A 22,644-nucleotide genomic window follows, 5' to 3' on the forward strand; every position below is an offset into this window, starting at 1 on the left:
TCATACTTATAGCGATGGGTTTAAAACCCGTCGCTATTTACCGGATAACAATCCCGCGTTATCCTTCAATTCCACACCTGATAGCTTTCTTTTAAAAGCCTCCTGAACCAGGTAAAAGATCTTTTTAGATGCCTGTTTATAGTTAAGGCCATTGGGCCTTATATTTGAAACACAGTTACGTAATTCGTCCGTTAAACCCGGTTTAGGGTTGTACGTAAGATAAGCGCCGATACTGTCTGCCGAACTCAGACCAGGCCTTTCTCCTATCAATACCAGCGACAGCTTTGCCTTTAAACTCGAAGCGATCTCATCGCCTATGGCTACCCTTGCCTGCTTTACCATCACGATATCAGCCAACATAAAATCAGCGGTTCTCAGTAAAGGTATTAGCTGTTGTAAAAGGCCCATCACGTTGAGATTGATAGCTGTAGCCGAAAGTCCATCGGCAATAATAATGACAACATCCGTTGGTTGGGTATGATCTGCTAATTCTGCTAAAGATTCTTCGTTTAGTTTGCGGCCAAGATCAGGCCTTTGCAGGTACTGTTCGCGGTAGCCGGCCATGCTATGCAGGTAACGTACAGGCAGAGTAAATTGCTTAAGCTTTTCAGTCAAACCGTTCAGATCTAATTCAGAATATACCGCGTCGCGGGCATGGGCATGGGCCAGCTTAAATTCAAGCGACTGTTTTAACGGTATGCTTGTACCGGCCCTGCCTATGGCTATCCGCGCTGCGGTAAACTCCTGCAGGGCAATTAACGGATCGGATGGTTTGATCACCTTTTTCATAACCTTCCTCCTGCCAATAACCCGTGCGAATCATTAACCGACAACAAATTACCTTTATCGTCAACAATTCCTTGTTTTATCAGCCATTGCTCAAACTCGGGTGCGGGGCGCAAACCCAATACTTTGCGCAGATACAGTGCGTCGTGAAATGAGGTCGACTGGTAATTCAGCATAATATCATCTGATCCGGGTATCCCCATTACAAAATTGCAGCCAGCAACACCAAGCAAAGTCAATAGGTTATCCATATCATCCTGATCGGCCTCGGCATGGTTGGTGTAGCAAGCATCAACACCCATGGGCAGGCCTAATAACTTGCCGCAAAAATGGTCTTCTAACGCTGCGCGGATAATTTGCTTGCCATCATATAAATATTCGGGCCCGATAAACCCTACCACTGTATTTACCAATAGCGGGTTATATTTACGGGCGACGGCGTAAGCCCGGGCCTCGCAAGTTTGTTGGTCGACCCCAAAGTTTGCATTTGCCGACAGGCAGCTGCCCTGCCCGGTTTCAAAATACATCACATTATTGCCTACAGTGCCCCGATTTAAAGACAGCGTAGCCCGGTAAGCTTCGTCCAATAAAGCAAGGTTCACCCCAAAGCTTGAATTTGTACGCTCCGTACCGGCTATGGATTGAAAGCAAAGATCAACCGGCGCGCCTTCGTTGATCAATTGTATGGTAGTTGTAATATGGCTAAGCACGCATGACTGCGCCGGAATTTCAAATTGCTGCCTGAAGGTATCTATCAGCCGCAACAGGTCGGCGACCGCCGCAGGACTATCAGTAGCCGGATTGATACCGATAACCGCGTCTCCGCTGCCATATAGCAAGCCATCGATGATGCTCGCAGCAACGCCTTTAGGATCGTCCGTAGGATGGTTTGGTTGCAGCCGGGTTGAGAAATGCCCTTTGAGCCCAATGGTATTTCTGAAACGGGTTACCACCTCGCATTTTTTAGCCACCGCTATCAGGTCCTGGTTACGCATTAGTTTTGACACTGCCGCTATCATCTCGGGCGTTATACCTGTCGAGATCTCTTTCAGCGTATCGCAAGTGGTATGATCACTTAGCAGCCAATCACAAAAATCGCCTATGGTGAGGTGGCTTATGGGTTCAAAGGCTTTGGCATCATGCGTGTCGATGATCAGCCTTGTGATCTCATCTTTTTCGTAAGGGATAACCGCTTCATTCAAAAAGGTTTTTAAAGGCACATCGGCCAAAGTGATCTGTGCCGCCACACGTTCTTCATAACTTGCGGCGCAGATACCGGCCAGTTCGTCGCCCGACCGGTATGGCGAAGCCTTGGCCAGCAGATCTTTCAAATCTTTAAACCTATATACTTTGCCTTTTATGGTATGCCGGTACATGGTTAACTTTTTCCTTTTATCATACTTTCCGCCTGTACCATCAGCACATCGTCCAATATCTTGACCTTATGTTTACCCATCAGCATAAAAATGATGATAGCCACAGCAAGGATCGCGAAGAAGATCAGGCTTACCGTTACATTGAACCAAATAATGACAAACAAACAGATCAGCGATATCACCAATGCGATAGCCGGGGATGCGGGGTAAGCGGGTGCGATGAACGTACGCTCTAAATCAGGTTCTTTTTTACGGAGGATGAACAGGCTCACCATACTCATCATATACATTACCACCGCGCCCAATACCGACAGGATAATGATCTGAGCGGTAGTACCGATATAAATGGCAATAAAGCTGATCAGCCCGCCTGCTATTAGCGACCAATGCGGTGTTTTAAACCGGTGGTTGATCTGTGCCAGTCCTCGTGGTAAATAACCACTGCGGGCCATGGCAAACACCTGCCTTGACGATGCCAGTATGGTACCATGCAATGAGGCTATCAACCCAAACAAACCAATGCTGGCAAATATTTTAGTTAACCCATTGCCCTTGCCTAAAACTATTCCGATAGCTTCGGGTAATGGATAATCAAGACCGCTTAGTTTGCGCCAGTCGGTAATGCCGCCGGTAAGTATCATTACAGACAAGGCCAGCAGTACCAGTGTGACAATGGCCGATATATACCCTTTGGGGATATTCTTTTTGGGCTCCTGAACTTCCTCAACCACCATAGCCATGCCTTCTATCGCCAGGTAAAACCAAACGGCAAAAGGCAGCGCGGCAAACACGCCCGACCAGCCGAATGGCATGGGATTAGCCAGATAGTTATTCATCTTAAAATGCGGTGATACCACGCCCATATAAAGCAACAGCTCGGCGACAGCAAGCAAGGTTATAAATACAGAAAACGTTGCCGACTCTTTAACCCCCGAAATATTCAGCACAATAAACGCAGCGTTAAACAGCATAGCCGACTGCATTATAGGGATAGCCGGATACAAGAAATGCAGATATGCGCCCAGCGAAACCGCTATGGCCGGCGTTGCCAGCAGGAAATCTATCAACGTAGCATAACCTGCGATCAGCCCGCCAAATGGCCCCATTGCGCGGTAGGCGTAAGCAAAAGCTCCGCCCGCATGCGGGATGGCTGCTGTAAGTTCGGTATAGCTGAATATGAAGGTAACATACATTATGGTGACCACCAACGTAGCTATCAGCAGCCCAATGGTGCCTGCCACGCCCCAGCCCAGGTTCCAGCCAAAGTACTCGCCGGATATCACCAGGCCCACGCCGATAGCCCATAAATGCACAGGCTTTAATACCCGTTTTAACTGCTCCGTACCGGTACCTGCCATAAGCCTGTGTTTGAGTAAATTATTGCCGCCTTAAGATAAGCAAAGACGGCTGTAATTCAAAATGCAGTTTACACGTACATAGATAAGTTAAGCGGTAGTAATTTTTGGCATTTTCCGGGTACCCGTGTTTTTACCGGTAGTAAAAAATGCCGTTTTCCAGGTATTGTGCCTCATGCCGGTAGTAAAAATCACCTTTTTTCGGGTATTACGGCTTATGCCGGTAGTAACATTTTTAATTAAATAGCTGTAATAAAGAACTTTATGTATTTTTCCTGATTATCGCATCAGTTTTTTTGATCCTTAGAAACTTAAGTTTTATTGATCGGCAGCGGTGTAATTATTAAGAGTTCATCACAATAGTAATAAAAATACGGATTGCTTTTGGTGACATTGTTTTACTCACCCTGTCCAGCATAACTACGTCGTTCAAGACTCCATTGGATGGTGAGTAATTGATAAGTCATAATTCACCCTGCAATGGACTTCCTGTAACCTATTCGCCACTAAATCCTTCAAAAAAAGGGTTAAATCATGCTTTATCTAAAGGTAGGGTGAACCAAAAGGTACTACCAACGCCCGGCGCGGTTTCCACCCCTATTTCGCCTTCATGCCGTTTGATGATCTCCGCGCAGATGTACAGCCCCAAGCCCAGGCCGCTGTAAACTTTACTTTCTGTTTCGGCGCGGTAATAACGGTTAAACAGGAATGGGATCTTGTCTGCGCTGATACCCGGCCCCGTGTCTTTTACCGAGATCTTAGCAAAACCGGGGATTTTCTCTATAATAAGATAAATATTTTTTGAGCCGCTCGCGTATTTTACCGCATTATTCACCAGGTTTACAAGCACCTGATCAATACGGTGCTCATCAGCGTAAACCTCTAATTGTTTATTCCCCTGTATGATCAGTTCATGCTTGCCGGCTATACGTACATGGTTACAGCATTTATTCAACATATCGGCAATTACGAAGGTCGACTTATTTAAAGCCAGCTGGCCGACATCCAACCTGTTCACCTGCAACAAGTCGTCTATCAGGTTACTTATCTTTTCCATGCTGCGGTTAGCCTGTTCCAATAATTTAACGTGGATAGGCGCGGTAAATTCGGCCTTCATCCTGTCCAATAACTGAAGCGTGCTTTTCAGGCTGGTGAGCGGTGTCTTTAATTCATGGCTGGCAATGCTCAGAAAATCATCCTTGCGCTGCTCCTGCAGTTTACTCTCCGTAATATCAGCTATCACACCAAAGAAATTTCCCTCTTTATGGGCGTCGTTTTTATAAAGCCTGCCCCGGGCCCGTAGCCAACGTAATTTTTTATCGTGCAACCCCTCTACCTGGTATTCCTGGTCGTACACCGCGCCTGTGCTCAGCGTATTTTCCACAGCCTGCCGTACCTTTTCGCGGTAAGGTTCAGTGATCAGATCTATCGCGGCGCTTAATGGCATGTTTTCATCCGGCTTATAGCCAAAAAGCTCTTTCAGCCGTACAGAGGGAAAAAACTTGCCCGTATCTGCATCTATATACCAGGTAGCCAATCCTGCTGAATCAATAGCAAGTCGTAATTGTTCTTCGCCCCATTCAATGGCTTGCCGCGCCAATACCTGGCCGGTCACTTCAACCGCCACATCCATTACGCCGATAATACGCTCACCATCCTTTAACGGCCGGTAGCTGAAATTGAAATAGCGGGTTTCCATCCCGCCGTTGCGCAGCATACGTACAGGCACCTCGTTCCCGTCAGATGATATCCCTTTGTTATAGATGTCAAAAAGCAACTCTACCGCCGGTTCGCCCTTCAATTCAGGCATCGCTTCCAATAAAGGGCGACCGATAATGCCGCTATCCTTGCCCAAAATGTCTAATATATTCTGGTTAGCCAGATCGACCACCAGGTCAGGGCCACGAAAAACGAGTATCGCTACCGGGGCCTGCTCCACCATACGCTTAAAGTCTGTTTCTGATTCGGTTAGGCGCAAATTTGTTGTACCCAACTCGGCTATCATCTTCTGCAATTGACTCTGTGCTTCAGAAAGTTCTTCATTAGTAACGCTTAGCTCTTCGTTTGCAGCAGCCATTTCTTCATTTACCGACTGTAATTCCTCGGAGCTTTGAGCCAATAGTTCCTCTGCTTTTTTACGTTCGGTTACATCGCGCGTGGTACCTGCTACCGCCTCAACCTCGCCGTTCTCATCAAATACCGGGTTTAATATATAATCATAAATACGCCTGCCTAATGTAGCATGCGGAAAAGCCACTTCACCGCGTACAGATTTTTTAGTCGCTTTTATAAGGTCTATCTCCCTTTCGTGCATTGCGGCATGCCAGGGCTCGTAACCGTTTTCCAGTAATTTTTTTCCGATAGCCGTATCCCAGGTTTTGCCCCACATGGATAGTAAAGCTTTATTTGCATACGTAAAACGATAATCAAGATCGAACACGTACATCAGATCGGGTGAAGTTGAAGTAATGGTTTCGTAAACCCTCCGCTGCTGCTCAGACTGCTCTTTTGCTTCCCGGAGTTTTTCTTCGGCCTGTTTACGTTCTGTAATATCGCTAGCTACGCCGAACCATTCTATGATCTCGCCTTCATCATTTAAAATAGGTACAGCCCGCGAAAACGTCCATCCGGGTGTGCCATCTGCCCGCCAAACCCGGTGCTCTAACTGAAATATCTCTTTTTTCTGAATAGCTTCATCAATGGCTGCCTGCACCATGGCCAGATCATCGGTATAAACATTCCTGGTTTGCCAACCTGTGATGGGTTCATCCGTATCTTTTAAAAAGCCACGTCCGTCTAATTCCCTCATTACCTTCCAGTCGGCACTTAAGCTGTAGATAACGTCAGAAGTAGCTGTAACCAACGCCCTTAAGCGTTGCTCGCTGGCTGCAATTGCCTGCTTGTTTAAATTATTATCGGATGGCTCGGTCATATTTTAAAATAGATACAGAGCATAAAACAGCGGAAATAAAAATTTGTTTCCTGCCAAAACGAGTTGATTATATCTTATGTGGGTTGTAATGTTAGCGTATCGCTCAGTCCTTCAAAAACGGGTTAAAATTCCGTGTCCCGATAGCCATGCCTGCCGCGCGGCAAACGGTTTTGTCGCCAAATTTAAAGTTGATCTTGTCCATGGCCTGGTACAGTTTAATGCGCTCTTCGTTATCCTCAAAAAGATTGATCTGGTAGCTGCCTGGGCATAGGTTGCTTAGTTTAACGCCTATCAGGCGGATGGGCCGGTGGCCGTTCCAGGCTTTTTTTAGCAGGTTTTTGATGCCGGGGATAAGGATATGTTCGGCTGCCGTGAGGGCAATTTTTTCCTGTACGGTATGGGTTTCAAAATTGGCAAAGCGGATCTTTATAGCCAGGCATGATGCCACCTTGTTTTCCTTGCGCAGTTTATAAGCCAGCTCTTCGGTCATGGATACCAGCACGGTTTCCAGCGTTTTGGCGTCGTTCACGTCTGCCTCAAAAGTATTTTCGGTCGAGATAGATTTACGGTCGCTATGCGGAACGATCTCGCTTTCGTCTATTCCGTTTGCCCGTTCCCAGATGTAGCGGCCGTGCTTGCCGAATACCGTTTCTAAAAACTTCAATTCCACCCGCTGCAGGTCGCCTATTTTTTCAATGCCAAACTGATACAGTTTCTGGCAGGTCTTTTCGCCCAGCATGGGGATCTTGCGGATAGACAGCGGCGCCATAAACTCCTTTTCCTTACCGTGCTCTATCAACAATTGCCCGTTTGGTTTGGCGGCATTGGTTGCCATTTTAGCCACCGTTTTGCATGACGCCATCCCGAAGGAAATAGGCAGCCCTGTTTCACGGATAATGCGCTGCCGCAGATCTGTAGCCAGTTGGTAACAATCATGAAAGCGGTCCATACCGGTAAGGTCGATATAAAATTCGTCGATAGATGTTTTTTGGTACAGGGGTACGCTGTCATGGATGATCTGCGTTACCTCGCGCGAAGCCTCGCTGTACCTGCCGTGGCTGCCGCGGATAATGGTGGCGTGAGGGCATAATTTCATGGCCTGTTTCATGGGCATGGCCGAGTGGATGCCAAACTTACGCGCCTCATAACTGCATGATGCCACTACCCCCCTGTCGGCCGATCCGCCTATCAGTACGGGCTTACCTATCAGGTCGGGATTAAACTTTCGTTCAACCGATACGAAGAACGAATCCAGGTCAATATGCACAATGCAGCGCTTAGCTTCCATGCAACAAATATAAAATTAATTTGCATAAATACTAAAAATATTAGTATTATTGTTTCCCATTAAATTTTAAGGCGATGAAAGGATATACAGACTTTTTAATGTTGCTTTCTCCTTCGGACAAGGTTAAAGCTGTGGTGCATGATCATAAATTTTACGCGGCTAAAATCATTGGCAATTATGAAAGTATGCACGCTACGGCGCATATCTCCATTAAGATGATGCACAGCCAGAAAACATTTTTAACCGAGCCGCAGATCCTGGCTTTCAGGAAACGGCTTTGCCTTATCCCGCCGGTAACGCTTACCATTGATGGCTTTGATTATTTTAATCACGGCGAAGATTTTAAAACCATTTACGCGCGTATCCGCAACTCGCCCGAAACCGGGCATTGGTTTAAAATGCTGAAACAGCACTTACACATTAAAGAGTTTATGGTGCCGCATATCACCATCTGCCGCAATATCCCTGTGGCCGACTTCGAGCAACTATGGCCGCACTTTAAGGCTTTGGTGTGGACGGAAACTTTTACCGTAAACGCCCTAACCGTTTTACAGCGCGAAACCTTTGCCAGCTTTGCCAAGTGGGAGCCTTTTACCGAGCTACAATTTGAAGGTAAAACACAGTACAGCCTTGCCCCGCCAAAACCATCGCTGATAAAACCCATACAGAGCCAGCAAACCAGTTTGTTTTAAGTTGTTAGGTAAATGTTAATAAATAGTATTAACACCAACCCAAAATAGGTATTTATACGCAATCTATTAGTTATTAAACCACGTAGGTTTGTTGTATTAAATTTATGATTATGAACACAATAGCAAAATGTAACGCAATACTTGAAAAGATCATGTCTGCACATACAGACTTCTTTAACGGCGATAAATCAATATTTGACTACGTGGGTGTTGTCAAATCAAGGTTTATAAAGGTATATATTATTGATGCTGATCTGCCGGATAGCATTGGCGACGAGATAGCGCAATATTACTACGTGGTAAATTTTTAATAGCGCGGTAAACGCCTAAATTTTTGGTTGCTAACGCGACGTATACATCTACCAACATCTACATCTGCGAAAAACTAATTGCCGGCCCAGCAGGTTACCTGATCTTAATGGTACCTGAACGGTATAGATCAAGCGCCTGTTTAATAATGGCCTCGATGGTATCAACGGGCAGGTCCTGGTTTGGGTCGAACAGCATGATCTTCATGCGCGAACGTTTTTCAATGATAAGTCCGGGATGATCGATACGTTTACCCTCAACTATCCCGATATAAGGCTGATGGCTGGTTTTATGCACCCATAAATAGCAAAACATTTTACCCTTATAACAGAAAAACGGCATCCGGTATTTCCACTCGGCAGTGATATTTTCATCCTGTTTTAAGATAATGCTCCGCAAAGCCAGCAAACATGAGTTAAATGGTTCGGAGTGTTGCAGGTAGAAATTATCGAGGTCGCTGATCATAATCTAAAAAAACGTGTCATTTCGAAACGAGGAACGAGTGAGAAATCTTATACGTTTTGCTACTTAGCGCTTGTTTAAGATCTCTCACTACGTTTCGAGATGACAACTTTTATTGAGGCATTCTTTGACGAATAGCTTCGTAAAGTATTATCCCCGTAGCTACCGACACATTCAACGACTCGATCTCGCCATACATCGGGATCTTAGCCAGGTGATCTGCTATGCGGATAATATCGTTACGTACCCCATCCTCTTCAGATCCCATGATAATAGCCGTAGGCGCGGTATAGTCGGGTTTATAAATATATTCCTCAGTTTTTTCGGTACAGCAAACCAGTTGCAGGCCCGATTCCTGTAAAAACTTAATGGTTTGCATAAAATTGTCATGCCTGCAAACCGGGATCTTGTACAGCGCCCCGGCAGATGTTTTTATCGCGTCGGGATTGATCTGTGCCGATCCTTTGGCCGGTACTACAATGGCATGTACGCCGCTGCACTCGGCCGTACGGGCAATAGCACCCATGTTGCGTACGTCGGTTATCGAGTCGAGTACCAAAATCAATGGCACCTCTCCTTTTTCAAAGATCTGCGGGATAATATCTTCAACCTTTTGGTAGGTTATCGGCGATATGAAAGCGATAACCCCCTGGTGGTTCTTCATGGTGATGCGGTTCAATTTCTCAACCGGCACCTGTTGCGCTATGATCTGGTATTCGGCCAGCAGCTCTTTAAGCTCGGCCAGTAAGCCGCCGCCAATACCCCGCTGTATGTATAATGATTCAATTTCTTTACCTGCCCTAATGGCTTCAATAACCGCGCGGATACCAAAAACTACCTGGTTACTTTCGCGGGGCTCCCTGTTATTATTATACATTTTGTTTATCTTCTAAAAAAACCAAAAGTAGCTATATTAATTGGATTGGCACTTATTGAACCGATGTGCCGTTTTGGTCATTTTTTAGTAATTAACAATTACCAAACTTTATCCACACTACGCTAAATAATTGGCTTTCAATTGTATTTTAAAGATACTAACAGGTAATTAACATTCGTTGTTAATTATCTAATTACCAACATATTTTTTGTTAATTACAAACAGGGTAAAATCGCATACTGTAAACATTGTTTTTAAAAACGAAAAAACTTCTCAACGTAACGTTGAAGAATTAGCTAAATTTTTGTATATTTTTGTTGCCTTATGAATTTTGATAACGACCAATATAACAAGGCTAACACCAACGACAAACGTAACCGCTTAACCAGCCCAACCCCTTATACCGGGCTTGGCAAATTACCCCCACAGGCAGTTGATCTTGAAGAAGCTGTGCTGGGCGCATTGATGTTAGAGAAAGACGCGCTATCGTCAGTGATCGATATTTTAAAGCCCGAAGTTTTTTACCGCGACAATCACCAGAAGATCTTTAAGGCGATACAATACCTGTTTGAAAAAACGTCCCCGGTTGATATTTTGACCGTAACCTCGCAGCTGCGCAGCCAGGGCGAGCTGGAAATGATCGGTGGTGCCTATTATATTACCGAGCTGACCAACCGCGTGGCATCTGCCGCCAATATTGAGTTCCACTCGCGTATCATTATTCAAAAATTCATCCAGCGCGAGCTGATCCGAATCTCGACAGAGATCATCAATACCGCTTACGAAGATACTACCGACGTACTGGACCTGTTAGACAAGGCCGAAAAGAACCTGTTTGACATTGCCCAGAATAACCTGCGCCGCGACTCGCGCAAAATGGACGATTTGTTGCAGGAAACCTTAAAAGAAATTGAAGCATTAAAAGATAAAAAAGATGGCCTTACCGGTGTACCTTCAGGTTTTACAGACCTTGACCGCATGACCTCGGGCTGGCAAAAATCCGACCTGGTAATTATAGCTGCCCGCCCCGCGATGGGTAAAACGGCTTTCGTATTAACCTGCGCCCGTAACGCCGCGGTCGATTTTGAAAAGCCGGTTGTAGTTTTCTCGCTCGAAATGTCGTCTGTTCAGTTGGTTAACCGTCTGGTATCCGGCGAAACAGAGATAGAGCAGGAGAAGATCCGTAAGGGTACTTTGGAAGAATGGGAATGGCAACAGATCCACTCTAAAATAGGCCGCTTAGAACAAGCCCCGCTAATTATTGACGATACCCCGGCGCTGAATATATTTGAGTTCCGCGCCAAATGCCGCCGTTTAAAATCGCAATATGATGTCCAATTGATCATCATTGATTACCTGCAATTAATGCAGGGAAAATCGGCAGATGGCAAAGGCGGTGGTAACCGCGAGCAGGAGATCGGTAGTATTTCGCGTGCGCTGAAATCAGTAGCTAAAGAGCTGAACGTTCCGGTAATTGCACTATCGCAATTAAGCCGCGCGGTTGAAAGCCGCCCCGGTGCTTCAAAACGCCCTATGCTTTCGGATTTGCGGGAGTCGGGCTCTATCGAGCAGGACGCGGATATGGTACTCTTCTTATATCGACCTGAATATTACGGGCTTGATGTGGATGAAGACAACAACCCAACCAAAGGCGTAGGCGAGGTAATCATTGCCAAGCACCGTAACGGCGAAACCGGCATTGTGCGCCTGAAATTTGTTGGCAAGTACGTTAAGTTTACCGACCTTGATACCGGCGACAGTTTCCCGGCATCGGGCGACGCCTTTAGCGGACTTAACCCGTCGACAGACTTTGATAAGCCAAGCAACTTTATTATCCGCCCGTCAAGAATGGATGATATTGATGACGAGCCACCGTTTTAACCCCCCAGCCCCCTGAAGGGGGAGTTTGAAAAGCTTTTTGTCATTTCGACCAATGGGAGAAATCTTATACATGCGCTTGGTAGCACAGCGTTTAAGATTTCTCACTCGTTCCTCATTCGAAATGACATCGAAATAAATAATTGTTTCCCGTTTAGGGTGTTAAGGGGCTAACACCAATCCTAACACCACGCCTATCAATATTACTACCGGCGCTTTTATTTTGGTGAATTGTAGTAGCAGAAACGTACCTACCATTAAGCCATAGGCCATCCAGTTGCCGCCAAAGGGCCTTGTCAGTAAAATAAACGCGGTTGCCATAAAGCCTACCGCTACGGCGTTAATGCCGCTAAGCGAATTCTTTATCCGGGTGATCTTTTTCAGGTCCTCCCAAAACGGTACAATGAATAGGATCAGGATCATACCCGGCAGGTTGATACCTATCACGGCTATCACGCTGCCCAATATCTCGCCCGCCATGCCGTAGCCTTTGTTGCCTAAAGTTATGCCTCCTAAAAAGGATGTAAAAGAAAACGTAGGCCCCGGCAAGGCCTGCTGCAAGGCATAGCCCGACAGAAATTCCGAGCTGCTGAGGTAGTGTTTCAGTTCTACAAACTCGGTGTACATTAGCGGTACCAATACCTGCCCTCCGCCAAATATCAGGATACCGTTACGGTAAAAATTCTCGAACAAACGTATAGGCAAACTAAATGGCGACGTACGGTTAATGACCGCACCCAAGGCCGCGAACGTAAGCAGAATACCAATGAAGTAAGCAACCTTATTGGGATTAACATTGGCGAATAGTTTAACGCGCAACTCGCTCTCCTGCGGCTGTGTCTCTAAAGCCGAAGAAACTATACCCCCCAGCAAGATCAGCAAAGGGAAGGCATAAGGGTTTTGCAGGATAAGCGTAACTATCAGCGAGCCTACGGCCAGCATAATGCTCACTTTTGTTCTTAAAAACTTATGGGCGAAGGTATAGGTAGCATAAGCGACGATCCCTACCGCCATAGGCTGAATGTAGCGCAAAATAGCGGCTATCTTACCCTGGTTGGCAAACATCTTATAACTGATCGCAGCCATACACATGATAGCCGCCGACGGCAATATCCACATTAAAAAGGTGATGATAGCCAGCGGCAGGCCGCCCACCTTCCAGGCTATCCCCACCAGCGTCTGCGTCGACGACGGGCCCGGCAATACCTGCGCCAGGGCATTCAGTTCCATCAACTCTTCTTCGGTAATATAGCCGCGTTTTTGCACAAACTCGCGCAACATAATGGCTATATGGCCCTGCGGGCCGCCAAATGCACTTAAGGTGTAAATAAATGCATCACGCAGAAAAAGAAGTTGGCGTTTTTTCATAACCCCTCTTTGATCTCCCCAAAGGGGAGAAAACATAAACTATTTATAAAAAGCCCTCCCTCTCGGGGAGGGTTGGGAGGGGTGTCTCTAATAATCATCGTCATCATCATAACCAATCGCTTCGCGGTAAACGGCCTGCAATTCAGAAAAAGCATGATTGTCACGCTTGGCTTTGGTTATTTCCATGCCTTTTTCGTAGGTTTTCACGGCATCATCCTTGCGGTTTAGCGCCTCATACAGCTTGCCTAAATGATAATAAGTACCGGAATATTGCGGGTGATTGTTAACCAGGTCCTCATAATACTCCAATGCCTTATCTACCTGGTTTAAACGGAGATACTCTGTCGCCAGCGCGTATTTTAAAAACTCGTCGTTGGGTTCGTTTTTTATAAATTCAAGTAATTTATCTAACCTGCTTATCTCCATTTTTATACGCTATCTTTTTTAACTAAATTTGTAAAAAACCTCTGTTATGACTATCCTGGTGTGTATAAGTAATGTCCCTGATACAACGACAAAAATAACTTTTACTGATAATAACACGCAATTTAATACCAACGGGGTTCAATTCATTTTAAACCCTTATGACGAAATTGCCCTCGCCCGTGCTGTAGAACTGACCGATGGAGGCAAAGGTACGGTAACCGTTATCAATGTAGGCGAAGCTAATACTGAACCTACCATCCGCAAAGCACTGGCCATTGGGGCCACTGATGCCGTGCGCATTAACGCCAAGCCACATGATGCCTGGTTCGTAGCTTATCAAATAGCACAATATGTTAAAGCAAACCCTTTCGACCTGATATTGACCGGCCGCGAATCGATAGATTATAACGGTTCAAAGGTTGCGGGTATGCTGGGTGAATTATTGGACCTGCCGTCGGTTTCCATTATCAAAAAATTAGAACTTGAAGGTGATAAAGCCGTTGTAGAACGCGAAATTGAAGGCGGTAAAGAAATACTGACCATCCCCTTCCCGTTTGTAGCCGGAACTGCCGAAGGCGTAGCCGAACCTAAAATTCCCAATATGCGCGGCATTATGTCGGCACGCACTAAACCTTTAACGGTTATTGAACCTGTGGATGTGAAAACAAATTCAGAGATCATCAGTTATGAAACACCGGCACCCCGCGGACAGGTAAAATTAGTTGCAGCAGACGATGCCGGTAAACTAATTGACTTGCTGCATACAGAAGCAAAGGTTATATAATTTAATACCAGACAACATAAACTATGTCAGTTTTAATATATGCGGAAAACGCTGATGGCAAATTCAAAAAGTCAATTTTTGAAGCCGTAAGCTATGCCCGCGCAATTGCCGATCAACAAAACACCGCTCTTACCGCCATATCTATCGGCGATGTAAATGCTGATGAACTAAACTCGCTGGCCAAATATGGGGCAGATAAAATATTAAATGCAGCCAACGCACAGTTAAAGAATTTTGTGAACCAGGCCTACGCCTCTGTGATTGCCGAAGCAGCCAAAAAAGAAGGCGCGGATATCGTGGTGTTATCTAATTCATTCTCCGGCCGTGGCCTGGCACCAAGGCTTGGTGTTAAATTAGATGCAGGTGTAGTTGATGGCGCGGTAGAATTACCCGAGCTAAATGGTGGCAAATTCACAGTAAAAAAGACAGCATTTTCTGGCAAGGCATTCGCGGTTGTCGAACTGACATCGGCCAATAAAGTGATAGCGCTTACACCAAACTCTTACAAAATAGTTGAGGCTGCAAAAGCAGAAAAGGTTGAAGGCTTTAGTGTTGAAACCAACGAGTCGGACTTTAAAGCCATGCTAAAAGAGATTGTACGGTCGACCGATAAGGTTTCTTTACCTGATGCTGAGATCGTTGTATCCGGCGGGCGCGGCTTAAAAGGGCCCGAAAACTGGGGCATGATTGAAGAGCTTGCAAACCTGTTAGGAGCAGCTACGGCCTGTTCAAAACCTGTGTCCGACTCGGGTTGGCGGCCGCATAGCGAACATGTTGGACAAACTGGTATAGCTGTCAGTCCAAATTTGTATATTGCAATAGGAATTTCGGGTGCTATACAGCACCTGGCGGGTGTAAGCTCGTCGAAAGTTATTGTGGTAATAAACAAAGATGCGGAAGCTCCTTTTTTTAAAGTAGCAGATTACGGCATAGTTGGTGATGCCTTTGAAGTAGTACCAAAATTAATAGCAGCGATTAAAGAACATAAAGCCTTAGTATAAAGAGGATTGTTGTGATGGGTAATAACATGAAAAAAATTAAGCTTGATATTGTTGGCTTGTCATATAGCCAAACACAGTCGGGCGCATATGCATTGGTACTGGGCGAAGTTAGCGGCAGACGCAGGTTACCTATTATTATTGGTAGTTTTGAGGCACAGGCCATTGCCATCGAGATTGAAAAAATGACACCAAGCAGGCCCTTAACACATGATCTGTTTAAGAGCTTTGCCGAGGCTTATCATATTATGGTGCAGGAAGTGATCATCTATAACCTTGTAGATGGTATATTTTTCTCAAAGCTGATCTGTAGTGACGGTAAAAAAGTAATGGAGATAGATGCCCGTACCTCAGACGCCATAGCTGTTGCCGTAAGGTTTGACTGCCCTATTTTCACTTACGAATTCATCCTGTCAAGCGCGGGTATTGTTATTGAAGGCAACGACTTTGTTTACCTGGAAAATATCACCGAAACTCCTGAAGAGGTTACTCCCGTTTCTACAACCGCGCCAGGGTTCAGCGCCTTAAGTACCGATGAGCTAAAAACCAAGTTACAGGAAGCACTTGCTGATGAATCATATGAAAAGGCGGCCAAGATCCGAGATGAGCTGAACAGGCGAAAAGCGTCTTGATATCGGATTTCGGATTTTCAATTTCGGATGTATTTTTTATTCACAATTAAAATCTTTTGTAGTTTTTAAATCCGAAATCGCACATCCGAAATCCGAAATTATTTATTGCCATTCCCTTTTAATTCACTACTTTCAGATTTTGAATTTTAACTGATCATAATTGATTTAAATCCGCCTATATGACTATTAAGTTTCGCTTAATACTGATGAATTTCATGCAGTTTTTTATTTGGGGATCATGGCTGCTTACCGTGGGCGCTTACTGGTTTCAAAATAAAGGATGGTCTGGTGCAGAGTTTGGGGCAATTTTTTCAACTATGGGTATCTCATCCATATTTATGCCGGCAATTGCGGGCATTATCTCTGATAAATGGGTAAATGCCGAAAAGCTTTATGGCGGTTTACATATTGCCGGCGCCATAGTTCTTTTTTGCGTGCCGATGGTAAACAGCCCTACCTTGTTTTTTTGGGTGATATTGATCAATATGTTGTGTTATATGCCCACGCTATCCTTATCCATTAAAGTTGCTTATTCGGCTTTAAAAGGCGAAGGTAAGGATGTGGTTAGTGTTTACCCTCCTATACGCGTATGGGGTACCATAGGCTTCATAGCTGCCTTGTTAGTGGTTGATGTAACCAAAAGTGAAACTACCGCAAATCAATTTTATATCGCATCTGCAGTAGCCCTTATGTTGGGTTTGTTTTCGTTCACGTTGCCAAAATGCCCGCCTTTATTGGGTAAAACCGGCAACAAAACTTTGAGGGACGCTCTCGGCTTAAATGCCTTTGAGTTATTCAAGACACCGAAATTCGCTATCTTTTTTGCATTCTCGTTGCTTTTGGGCGCGGCCTTACAACTTACCAATGCTTATGGAACCACTTATATCCTGGACTTTGCAAAAACGCCTACTTATAAAGGCTTATTTGCTGTAGAACACTCAGGCGCTATTATATCTATCTCGCAGGTATCTGAAACACTATTTATTTTAGCCATCCCTTTCTTTTTACGCAAGTTTGGTATCAAAAATGTAATGTTGTTTAGTATGCTGGCCTGGGTATTACGCTTTGGCCTGTTCGCATTTGGCAACCCTGCCGAAGGCTTATGGATGATCATCCTGTCGTGCATTGTTTACGGTATGGCATTTGATTTCTTTAATATATCCGGATCGCTCTTTATTGAAACACAAACCACACCTGAGATCCGTGGAAGCGCACAAGGTTTATTTATGATGATGGTGAACGGTTTCGGCGCTTTTTTCGGCAGCATCGCCAGCGGCTTTATTATCGATAAATTTTTCTTGCACGCCGATGGTAGTAAAGACTGGCATGGCATATGGCTTTGCTTTGCCGCTTATGCGTTAGTTATAGCCGTAATTTTTCCATTTGTATTCAGGTATAAACATAACATGGCGTTAGAGCGCGCCATACAAAATGCACAACATTAACAACTGATCCAACCGCTCTTATCCCATGAAAAAACATTACCGTAAAGAAAACGATTGCTTAAACTGCGGAGCTGAACTTAAAGGCAAGTTTTGTTATGTGTGCGGGCAGGAAAACCTGCAGATAAAAGAAAGCTTTGGCCACATGATGAACCATGCCATAAGCGATTACTTTCATTTTGATCATCAGTTTTTCCATACGTTAAAGCCACTGTTATTTAAGCCCGGTAAGCTAACCAACGAGTATATGGCCGGCAGGAGGGTACAATACTTGCACCCGGTAAAAATGTATATTTTCATTAGCCTGGTGTACTTTGTATTATTATTTCAAAGCGGATTTGAACCGGTAAAGATCAAAGATGGCAATGATGGTAAAGTCAAAGGCAAGAAAGCCCTAATAGCAACTAATAAAGAATTAGACAGCATTAGCAAAGACCCAAATACGCCGGACATAGCTAAAGGAATTATTTCAAAAGTAAAAACTAAAGTCGACTCCAACTTAAGCAAAATAGATACTACAGATAAAGACGATGACGACGATGAAAATACAGTAAGCGCTAATCATCAAAAAACACACTACAGTATTTTCGGCGATGATGTTGACGATCCAAAACGTAAAAACGACACTACTTACGAACTCTATTTAAACTCGCAGCAAAAATTACCTGCTGACCAACGGGATGGTTTTTTTCATCGGCTAATCAGGAAAAGAGAATATGAATTAAATGCCAACGCTAAAGAAGTAAAAGCGAATTTAGTAGAAGGATTAAAGCATAATACACCTAAAATGATGTTTTTGCTGTTACCCTTATTTGCTTTGCTATTAAGGATAACTTTCTGGAAGAATAAGAAATTCTATGTAGAGCACCTGATCTATTCATTCCATCTTCATTGCTTTATATTCTTATTTTTAGCAATAATGATGTTGCTAAAAATGGCCACGCCCGCTGCATGGCACGGCGTTACTACCTGGTTAGATTTAGCGTCAACACTTATTATCATATGGTATATTTATACCTCGCTGCGTGCAGTATACCATCGGTCATCAGGCAGGACGATATCAAAAATGATAGGCTTATCCTTCAGCTATTTAGTCGTATTTAGTTTTTGTATGCTGAGCTTAGTAATAATTGTGGCGCTGTTTGATTAAAATAACCGGTACGCTAACGAAAGATTAAACAGGTTGATCTTGGTTGAGCCTGCGCTATAGTCCTGTTTGCTTAAACCGGCTTCGTAACGCAGATCGACAGACAGGTCGCGGATATCAACCCCAGCACCTAACTGCCAGGCATAATTTTGATCTTTATAATTAAGTTTGGTGATATTGCTTGCCGCGTTGCTATAGCTTTGGTCTTTATTAATAGCAAATGAAACTACAGGACCAGTGTAAAACCTTGCACCTAATCCCAAAGCGCCAATTTTACCACCGAATAATAAAGGCACATCCACACTGGTAAATTTGGCCTTGATATCGTCTACAGTTACATTTTTACTGGTTACATAAGCTTCGGGCTGAAAATTAAAACCAAGCGCGCCAAACCGTGCCCAAAGTCCCCCTAAATAACCTGCCTGGTTACTGGTATTAAATGTCCCGCTTTTTGACAGGCTGGTTAAATTCATGCCGCCTTTTATCCCAAACTGGAAACTCGGGATAACTTGTGCTTGGGATACATATGCCGTGGTAAGGCAGATAGCTAACGTAATAAATAGTTTTTTCATAGCTTTTAAGTTCAGATCGCGAAGATAGAATTTTACAATTATTTCGTAAACGTTAAATCTTAACTTAAAAGTATATTTTGGGGATTATGTTTGGATTATCCCGACATTAAACTGCTTTTCGATAGGTGCATGATTTGCAGCTTCAATCCCCATCGATATGATCCTGCGGGTTTCCAACGGATCAATAATGCCATCAACCCAAAGACGGGCTGCTGCATAATAAGGTGTGGTTTGTGCATTGTATTTGTCTGTAGTTTGTTTTAGCAATTCAGCTTCTTTTTGTTCATCAACATCTTCTCCCCTGCCTTTCATACTTGCTGACAGCATTTGCACCAATGTTTTAGCAGCCTGCGACCCGCCCATTACCGCGATCTTAGCGGATGGCCAGGCGTAGATCAGGCGCGGATCATAAGCTTTACCACACATGGCGTAATTACCTGCACCGTATGAGTTACCTATAACAAAAGTAAATTTGGGCACAACCGAATTAGCCACCGCGTTAACCATTTTGGCGCCATCCTTTATTATCCCGCCCTGTTCAGACCTGCTGCCTACCATAAAGCCGGTAACATCCTGTAAGAAAACCAGCGGGATCTTCTTCTGGTTACAATTCATGATAAACCGCGTAGCCTTATCTGCCGAGTCCGAATAGATAACGCCGCCAAACTGCATCTCGCCTTTTTTTGACTTGAGCACTTTACGTTGGTTAGCCACAATGCCTACCGCCCAGCCATCCACACGGCCCAGGCCGCAGATAATCGACTGTCCGTAACCTTCTTTATATTCTTCCAGTTCAGAGTCGTCCAGCAGCCTTAAAATGATCTCGCGCATGTCATAAGCCTTTTCCCTGTTATCCGGCAGCAGGCCGTAAATGTCTTTCATATTGAGTTTTGGCGTGGCAGGTTTTATGCGATCAAAGCCTGCTTTTGTAAAATCACCCGTCATACTCATGATCTTGCGTATAGCATCTAAACAAGCCTTATCATTAGGCTGTTTGTAGTCGGTAACGCCTGATATTTCGCAATGAGTAGTAGCGCCTCCCAAGGTTTCATTATCAACGTCTTCCCCTATGGCTGACTTTACAAGGTATGATCCCGCCAGGAAAACAGAACCTGTACCTTCAACTATCATGGCCTCATCGCTCATGATAGGCAGGTAAGCCCCCCCGGCCACACAGGCACCCATAATAGCCGAGATCTGGATGATGCCCATACTACTCATTAAAGCGTTATTTCTGAAAATACGCCCGAAGTGCTCTTTATCCGGAAATATCTCGTCCTGCAAGGGCAAGTACACACCCGCTGAGTCGACCAGGTAAATGATGGGCAGGCGGTTTTCCATGGCTATCTCCTGGGCGCGCAAATTCTTTTTGGCAGTGATAGGGAACCACGCTCCTGCTTTTACAGTAGCATCATTAGCTACAATAACACACTGCCTGCCGGATACATACCCAATGCCCGTAACTACGCCTCCCGACGGGCAGCCACCATGTTCGGCGTACATGCCATCCCCTGCAAATGCCCCGACTTCCAGCCAATGCGAATCTTTATCTATTAAATAAGCAACCCGTTCGCGGGCCAGCATTTTGCCTTTTTCTTTTTGTTTTGCAGCCGCTTTCTCGCCGCCGCCCTGGTAAATTTTCTTTAACCTGGTGTTTACTTCAAACACCATTTGTTTATTCAGGTCTTCTTGTTTATTAAATTCGATATCCATAGCAGCTTGTAACAGAAATACAATTTAGGTAAAAAACGGTGGGCGCGATTATTTTTTATACGCTACAGCTAAAAAACGATTTTGTAACATTTATATTACAAAAAACTTGATTGTGTGGATATCATTTCGTTAATTAGCATAACTGACCAATTAATTTAACAATGATACTACTAACCATTGCCTATTTGTGCAAACGTTATAATGTGTTGGCACGTGTGTACAGCATGGTGTTCATTACTAAAATACCTGCAGTTACGTTGGCGGCATGCCTCGCCTACCAGCCTGTAAAATCTATTTAATTTAAGTAAGATTTCTGTCCCTGAACCAAACTTCGTCGGGTTTTACCTGGGCGTTTCCCATCAGATCGATCAATTCTATAGCGTTTGTTGAGGTAATTACCAATTTGCGATTTGCCGGTTTAAGAAACCCCTGTTCAACCATTACATCCATCTGCTGTAGTAACAGATCATAAAAGCCGTTTACATTCAATACACCTACAGGGTGATGGTGCAATCCCAATTGCAGCCAGGTCAACACCTCAAAAAACTCTTCAAGCGTACCGAAACCGCCGGGCAGCATTATCACGCCATCGCAAAGGTTATTCATCATTTGCTTGCGCTGGTGCATGTTGTCAACAATATGTAGTTCGGTTAAACCGGTATGGCCAACTTCCTTATCCATTAAAAACTGAGGGATAACACCAATGGCCTTTCCGCCACGCTTTAAAACGGCATCTGCTATAATGCCCATTACCCCTACCTTGCCACCGCCAAAAACAAGTGTGATGTTTTTATTCACCATAACTTCGGCTAATAGCTCAATGGATTCGTTTAAAGCAGGATCATTGTTAAAGTTGGCGCCGCAGAATACACAGATGGATTTCATTTCGAAATAGGTGTTTGATTGGTTAAAGCAACTATCAATGGCATTCGATACTCTTCGTCCTTTTCCATTAATTGAACAAGTTTTTCATTTTCATTAATGTTTAAAAAAACTTCTGCTTCATCATCATTATTTACATCAAAAAATAATTTATACTTAGTAAAACCGTCATTGTCTGTCGGTTTATTGCCTGTTGAAATTACAAATTTTTCAAGGTCCACATATTCTGCATCAACCTCTCTTATGAATAAATTTGCAGAATCAGTTTTTAACTTATAAATAGATGTCAATGCATGTAAAAAATTATTGCTGACTTTTCCTATTGATGTAATTTTCATACCAGTAGAAAAGCCATCTTTGTTAGTTGCTTTATTTGGTATTGATAACGCTAACCCAACGGTATCTTTATTATATAAAGCTTTAAGTGTATAGGTTTCATTATTGGGTGTGTGTTTCTTGTCAACAATTTTTAATATGACATCCCCACCCCAGTTATTGTTTGGTGATGGATCAAGTAATTGGCTGAGTTCAATTCTATTGTCAATGTCATTGCTTTTTGGCTTACATCCTATTACCAAAATCACAATTATTAATAAAAAAAACTGATTGGAAGAGAAGAAATTGGAGATAAAGTTCATATGGTAAAGATATATTTTACAATATGAAACTTGCAAGATTAATCATATCAAAAAAGTTATAACTTCCTTATATTCAAAATATACTGT

The 22,644-nt window shown here is 44.1% G+C and carries 22 protein-coding genes; 9 read left to right on the forward strand and 13 right to left on the reverse strand.

Annotation, left to right across the window (positions count from 1 at the left end; all coding sequences use genetic code 11):
- Positions 1 to 33 precede the first annotated feature (33 nt).
- From eutC to dinB, 5 genes are all read right to left on the reverse strand, one after another.
- Positions 34 to 789: an ethanolamine ammonia-lyase subunit EutC gene (gene eutC / locus FO440_RS16945; RefSeq protein ID WP_144249468.1), complete on the reverse strand. Its 756-nt coding sequence runs from the start codon at positions 787 to 789 to the stop codon at positions 34 to 36.
- Complete coding sequence (locus FO440_RS16950) at positions 786 to 2,162, reverse strand: ethanolamine ammonia-lyase subunit EutB (RefSeq protein ID WP_144249469.1); 1,377 nt, start codon at positions 2,160 to 2,162, stop codon at positions 786 to 788. Before FO440_RS16950 ends, eutC begins: the two co-directional genes overlap by 4 nt.
- A 2-nt stretch (positions 2,163 to 2,164) precedes the next feature.
- Entirely contained in the window at positions 2,165 to 3,520 is a 1,356-nt protein-coding gene (gene eat, locus FO440_RS16955) for an ethanolamine permease (protein ID WP_144249470.1), read from the reverse strand.
- Positions 3,521 to 4,049: 529 nt separating this feature from the next.
- Complete coding sequence (locus tag FO440_RS16960) at positions 4,050 to 6,449, reverse strand: PAS domain S-box protein (protein WP_144249471.1); 2,400 nt, start codon at positions 6,447 to 6,449, stop codon at positions 4,050 to 4,052.
- A gap of 103 nt (positions 6,450 to 6,552) precedes the next feature.
- Positions 6,553 to 7,737, reverse strand: a complete 1,185-nt coding sequence (gene dinB, locus FO440_RS16965) for a DNA polymerase IV (protein ID WP_144249472.1) — start codon at positions 7,735 to 7,737, stop codon at positions 6,553 to 6,555.
- 74 nt (positions 7,738 to 7,811) lie between these two features.
- On the opposite strand from dinB, the gene FO440_RS16970 reads away from it, so the two are divergent.
- Both FO440_RS16970 and FO440_RS16975 read left to right on the forward strand, forming a co-directional pair.
- Complete coding sequence (locus FO440_RS16970) at positions 7,812 to 8,429, forward strand: 2'-5' RNA ligase family protein (RefSeq protein ID WP_144249473.1); 618 nt, start codon at positions 7,812 to 7,814, stop codon at positions 8,427 to 8,429.
- Between the two features lie 110 nt (positions 8,430 to 8,539).
- Positions 8,540 to 8,740: a hypothetical protein gene (locus tag FO440_RS16975; RefSeq protein ID WP_144249474.1), complete on the forward strand. Its 201-nt coding sequence runs from the start codon at positions 8,540 to 8,542 to the stop codon at positions 8,738 to 8,740.
- 94 nt (positions 8,741 to 8,834) lie between these two features.
- On the opposite strand, the gene FO440_RS16980 is transcribed toward FO440_RS16975, so the two are convergent.
- Both FO440_RS16980 and rlmB read right to left on the reverse strand, forming a co-directional pair.
- Positions 8,835 to 9,203 (reverse strand): DUF1801 domain-containing protein, encoded by a 369-nt coding sequence (locus tag FO440_RS16980; protein ID WP_246104253.1) that lies wholly within the window; start codon positions 9,201 to 9,203, stop codon positions 8,835 to 8,837.
- A 109-nt stretch (positions 9,204 to 9,312) separates the two neighbouring features.
- On the reverse strand, positions 9,313 to 10,077 hold the full coding sequence (rlmB, locus tag FO440_RS16985) for a 23S rRNA (guanosine(2251)-2'-O)-methyltransferase RlmB (protein ID WP_144249475.1): 765 nt from the start codon (positions 10,075 to 10,077) through the stop codon (positions 9,313 to 9,315).
- A 324-nt stretch (positions 10,078 to 10,401) separates the two neighbouring features.
- Between rlmB and dnaB the strand changes: the two genes are divergently transcribed.
- A complete protein-coding gene (gene dnaB / locus FO440_RS16990; protein ID WP_144249476.1) occupies positions 10,402 to 11,958 on the forward strand; it encodes a replicative DNA helicase in 1,557 nt (518 codons plus the stop codon).
- 159 nt (positions 11,959 to 12,117) lie between these two features.
- Here dnaB and chrA read toward each other — a convergent pair whose 3' ends face one another.
- Together chrA and FO440_RS17000 are read right to left on the reverse strand one after the other, a co-directional pair.
- Complete coding sequence (chrA, locus tag FO440_RS16995) at positions 12,118 to 13,323, reverse strand: chromate efflux transporter (RefSeq protein ID WP_144249477.1); 1,206 nt, start codon at positions 13,321 to 13,323, stop codon at positions 12,118 to 12,120.
- Positions 13,324 to 13,410: 87 nt separating this feature from the next.
- Complete coding sequence (locus FO440_RS17000) at positions 13,411 to 13,749, reverse strand: tetratricopeptide repeat protein (protein ID WP_144249478.1); 339 nt, start codon at positions 13,747 to 13,749, stop codon at positions 13,411 to 13,413.
- Positions 13,750 to 13,795: 46 nt separating this feature from the next.
- Between FO440_RS17000 and FO440_RS17005 the strand changes: the two genes are divergently transcribed.
- The 5 genes from FO440_RS17005 (at position 13,796) to FO440_RS17025 (ending at position 18,755) form a co-directional block, all read left to right on the forward strand.
- Positions 13,796 to 14,533, forward strand: coding sequence for an electron transfer flavoprotein subunit beta/FixA family protein (locus tag FO440_RS17005; RefSeq protein WP_144249479.1), 738 nt, complete (start codon positions 13,796 to 13,798; stop codon positions 14,531 to 14,533).
- Positions 14,534 to 14,556: 23 nt separating this feature from the next.
- On the forward strand, positions 14,557 to 15,534 hold the full coding sequence (locus tag FO440_RS17010; protein WP_144249480.1) for an electron transfer flavoprotein subunit alpha/FixB family protein: 978 nt from the start codon (positions 14,557 to 14,559) through the stop codon (positions 15,532 to 15,534).
- 26 nt (positions 15,535 to 15,560) lie between these two features.
- On the forward strand, positions 15,561 to 16,163 hold the full coding sequence (locus tag FO440_RS17015; RefSeq protein ID WP_144249481.1) for a bifunctional nuclease family protein: 603 nt from the start codon (positions 15,561 to 15,563) through the stop codon (positions 16,161 to 16,163).
- A 179-nt stretch (positions 16,164 to 16,342) separates the two neighbouring features.
- A complete protein-coding gene (locus tag FO440_RS17020) occupies positions 16,343 to 17,608 on the forward strand; it encodes a nucleoside permease (protein WP_144249482.1) in 1,266 nt (421 codons plus the stop codon).
- Positions 17,609 to 17,633: 25 nt separating this feature from the next.
- Positions 17,634 to 18,755 carry a DUF3667 domain-containing protein gene (locus tag FO440_RS17025; RefSeq protein WP_144249483.1) on the forward strand — a complete coding sequence of 374 codons (1,122 nt, stop codon included), beginning with the start codon at positions 17,634 to 17,636 and terminating at the stop codon, positions 18,753 to 18,755.
- Here FO440_RS17025 and FO440_RS17030 read toward each other — a convergent pair.
- Positions 18,752 to 19,324 (reverse strand): porin family protein, encoded by a 573-nt coding sequence (locus FO440_RS17030; RefSeq protein WP_144249484.1) that lies wholly within the window; start codon positions 19,322 to 19,324, stop codon positions 18,752 to 18,754. The two genes, FO440_RS17025 and FO440_RS17030, sit on opposite strands and share 4 nt — an antisense overlap.
- 84 nt (positions 19,325 to 19,408) lie before the next feature.
- Positions 19,409 to 21,037 (reverse strand): acyl-CoA carboxylase subunit beta, encoded by a 1,629-nt coding sequence (locus FO440_RS17035; protein ID WP_144249485.1) that lies wholly within the window; start codon positions 21,035 to 21,037, stop codon positions 19,409 to 19,411.
- Between the two features lie 161 nt (positions 21,038 to 21,198).
- On the opposite strand from FO440_RS17035, the gene FO440_RS24530 reads away from it, so the two are divergent.
- Positions 21,199 to 21,336, forward strand: a complete 138-nt coding sequence (locus FO440_RS24530; RefSeq protein ID WP_186292711.1) for a hypothetical protein — start codon at positions 21,199 to 21,201, stop codon at positions 21,334 to 21,336.
- A gap of 1 nt (position 21,337) precedes the next feature.
- Here the strand turns inward: FO440_RS24530 and FO440_RS17040 are convergent, their stop codons facing one another.
- Both FO440_RS17040 and FO440_RS17045 read right to left on the reverse strand, forming a co-directional pair.
- Positions 21,338 to 21,922, reverse strand: coding sequence for an LOG family protein (locus FO440_RS17040; protein ID WP_144249486.1), 585 nt, complete (start codon positions 21,920 to 21,922; stop codon positions 21,338 to 21,340).
- Positions 21,919 to 22,557 carry a hypothetical protein gene (locus FO440_RS17045; RefSeq protein ID WP_144249487.1) on the reverse strand — a complete coding sequence of 213 codons (639 nt, stop codon included), beginning with the start codon at positions 22,555 to 22,557 and terminating at the stop codon, positions 21,919 to 21,921. Before FO440_RS17045 ends, FO440_RS17040 begins: the two co-directional genes overlap by 4 nt.
- Positions 22,558 to 22,644 lie beyond the last annotated feature (87 nt).

Origin of the sequence: Mucilaginibacter corticis (assembly GCF_007558865.1) — a bacterium.
In the GTDB taxonomy this organism is placed as follows: Bacteria; Bacteroidota; Bacteroidia; order Sphingobacteriales; family Sphingobacteriaceae; genus Mucilaginibacter; species Mucilaginibacter corticis.

Bases quoted from the DNA above. Each gene is read 5' to 3' on its own strand.
- eutC (WP_144249468.1), bottom strand. From the start codon at position 789: ATGAAAAAGGTGATCAAACCATCCGATCCGTTAATTGCCCTGCAGGAG.
- FO440_RS16950 (WP_144249469.1), bottom strand. From the start codon at position 2,162: ATGTACCGGCATACCATAAAAGGCAAAGTATATAGGTTTAAAGATTTG.
- eat (WP_144249470.1), bottom strand. From the start codon at position 3,520: ATGGCAGGTACCGGTACGGAGCAGTTAAAACGGGTATTAAAGCCTGTG.
- FO440_RS16960 (WP_144249471.1), bottom strand. From the start codon at position 6,449: ATGACCGAGCCATCCGATAATAATTTAAACAAGCAGGCAATTGCAGCC.
- dinB (WP_144249472.1), bottom strand. From the start codon at position 7,737: ATGGAAGCTAAGCGCTGCATTGTGCATATTGACCTGGATTCGTTCTTC.
- FO440_RS16970 (WP_144249473.1), top strand. From the start codon at position 7,812: ATGAAAGGATATACAGACTTTTTAATGTTGCTTTCTCCTTCGGACAAG.
- FO440_RS16975 (WP_144249474.1), top strand. From the start codon at position 8,540: ATGAACACAATAGCAAAATGTAACGCAATACTTGAAAAGATCATGTCT.
- FO440_RS16980 (WP_246104253.1), bottom strand. From the start codon at position 9,203: ATGATCAGCGACCTCGATAATTTCTACCTGCAACACTCCGAACCATTT.
- rlmB (WP_144249475.1), bottom strand. From the start codon at position 10,077: ATGTATAATAATAACAGGGAGCCCCGCGAAAGTAACCAGGTAGTTTTT.
- dnaB (WP_144249476.1), top strand. From the start codon at position 10,402: ATGAATTTTGATAACGACCAATATAACAAGGCTAACACCAACGACAAA.
- chrA (WP_144249477.1), bottom strand. From the start codon at position 13,323: ATGAAAAAACGCCAACTTCTTTTTCTGCGTGATGCATTTATTTACACC.
- FO440_RS17000 (WP_144249478.1), bottom strand. From the start codon at position 13,749: ATGGAGATAAGCAGGTTAGATAAATTACTTGAATTTATAAAAAACGAA.
- FO440_RS17005 (WP_144249479.1), top strand. From the start codon at position 13,796: ATGACTATCCTGGTGTGTATAAGTAATGTCCCTGATACAACGACAAAA.
- FO440_RS17010 (WP_144249480.1), top strand. From the start codon at position 14,557: ATGTCAGTTTTAATATATGCGGAAAACGCTGATGGCAAATTCAAAAAG.
- FO440_RS17015 (WP_144249481.1), top strand. From the start codon at position 15,561: ATGAAAAAAATTAAGCTTGATATTGTTGGCTTGTCATATAGCCAAACA.
- FO440_RS17020 (WP_144249482.1), top strand. From the start codon at position 16,343: ATGACTATTAAGTTTCGCTTAATACTGATGAATTTCATGCAGTTTTTT.
- FO440_RS17025 (WP_144249483.1), top strand. From the start codon at position 17,634: ATGAAAAAACATTACCGTAAAGAAAACGATTGCTTAAACTGCGGAGCT.
- FO440_RS17030 (WP_144249484.1), bottom strand. From the start codon at position 19,324: ATGAAAAAACTATTTATTACGTTAGCTATCTGCCTTACCACGGCATAT.
- FO440_RS17035 (WP_144249485.1), bottom strand. From the start codon at position 21,037: ATGGATATCGAATTTAATAAACAAGAAGACCTGAATAAACAAATGGTG.
- FO440_RS24530 (WP_186292711.1), top strand. From the start codon at position 21,199: ATGATACTACTAACCATTGCCTATTTGTGCAAACGTTATAATGTGTTG.
- FO440_RS17040 (WP_144249486.1), bottom strand. From the start codon at position 21,922: ATGAAATCCATCTGTGTATTCTGCGGCGCCAACTTTAACAATGATCCT.
- FO440_RS17045 (WP_144249487.1), bottom strand. From the start codon at position 22,557: ATGAACTTTATCTCCAATTTCTTCTCTTCCAATCAGTTTTTTTTATTA.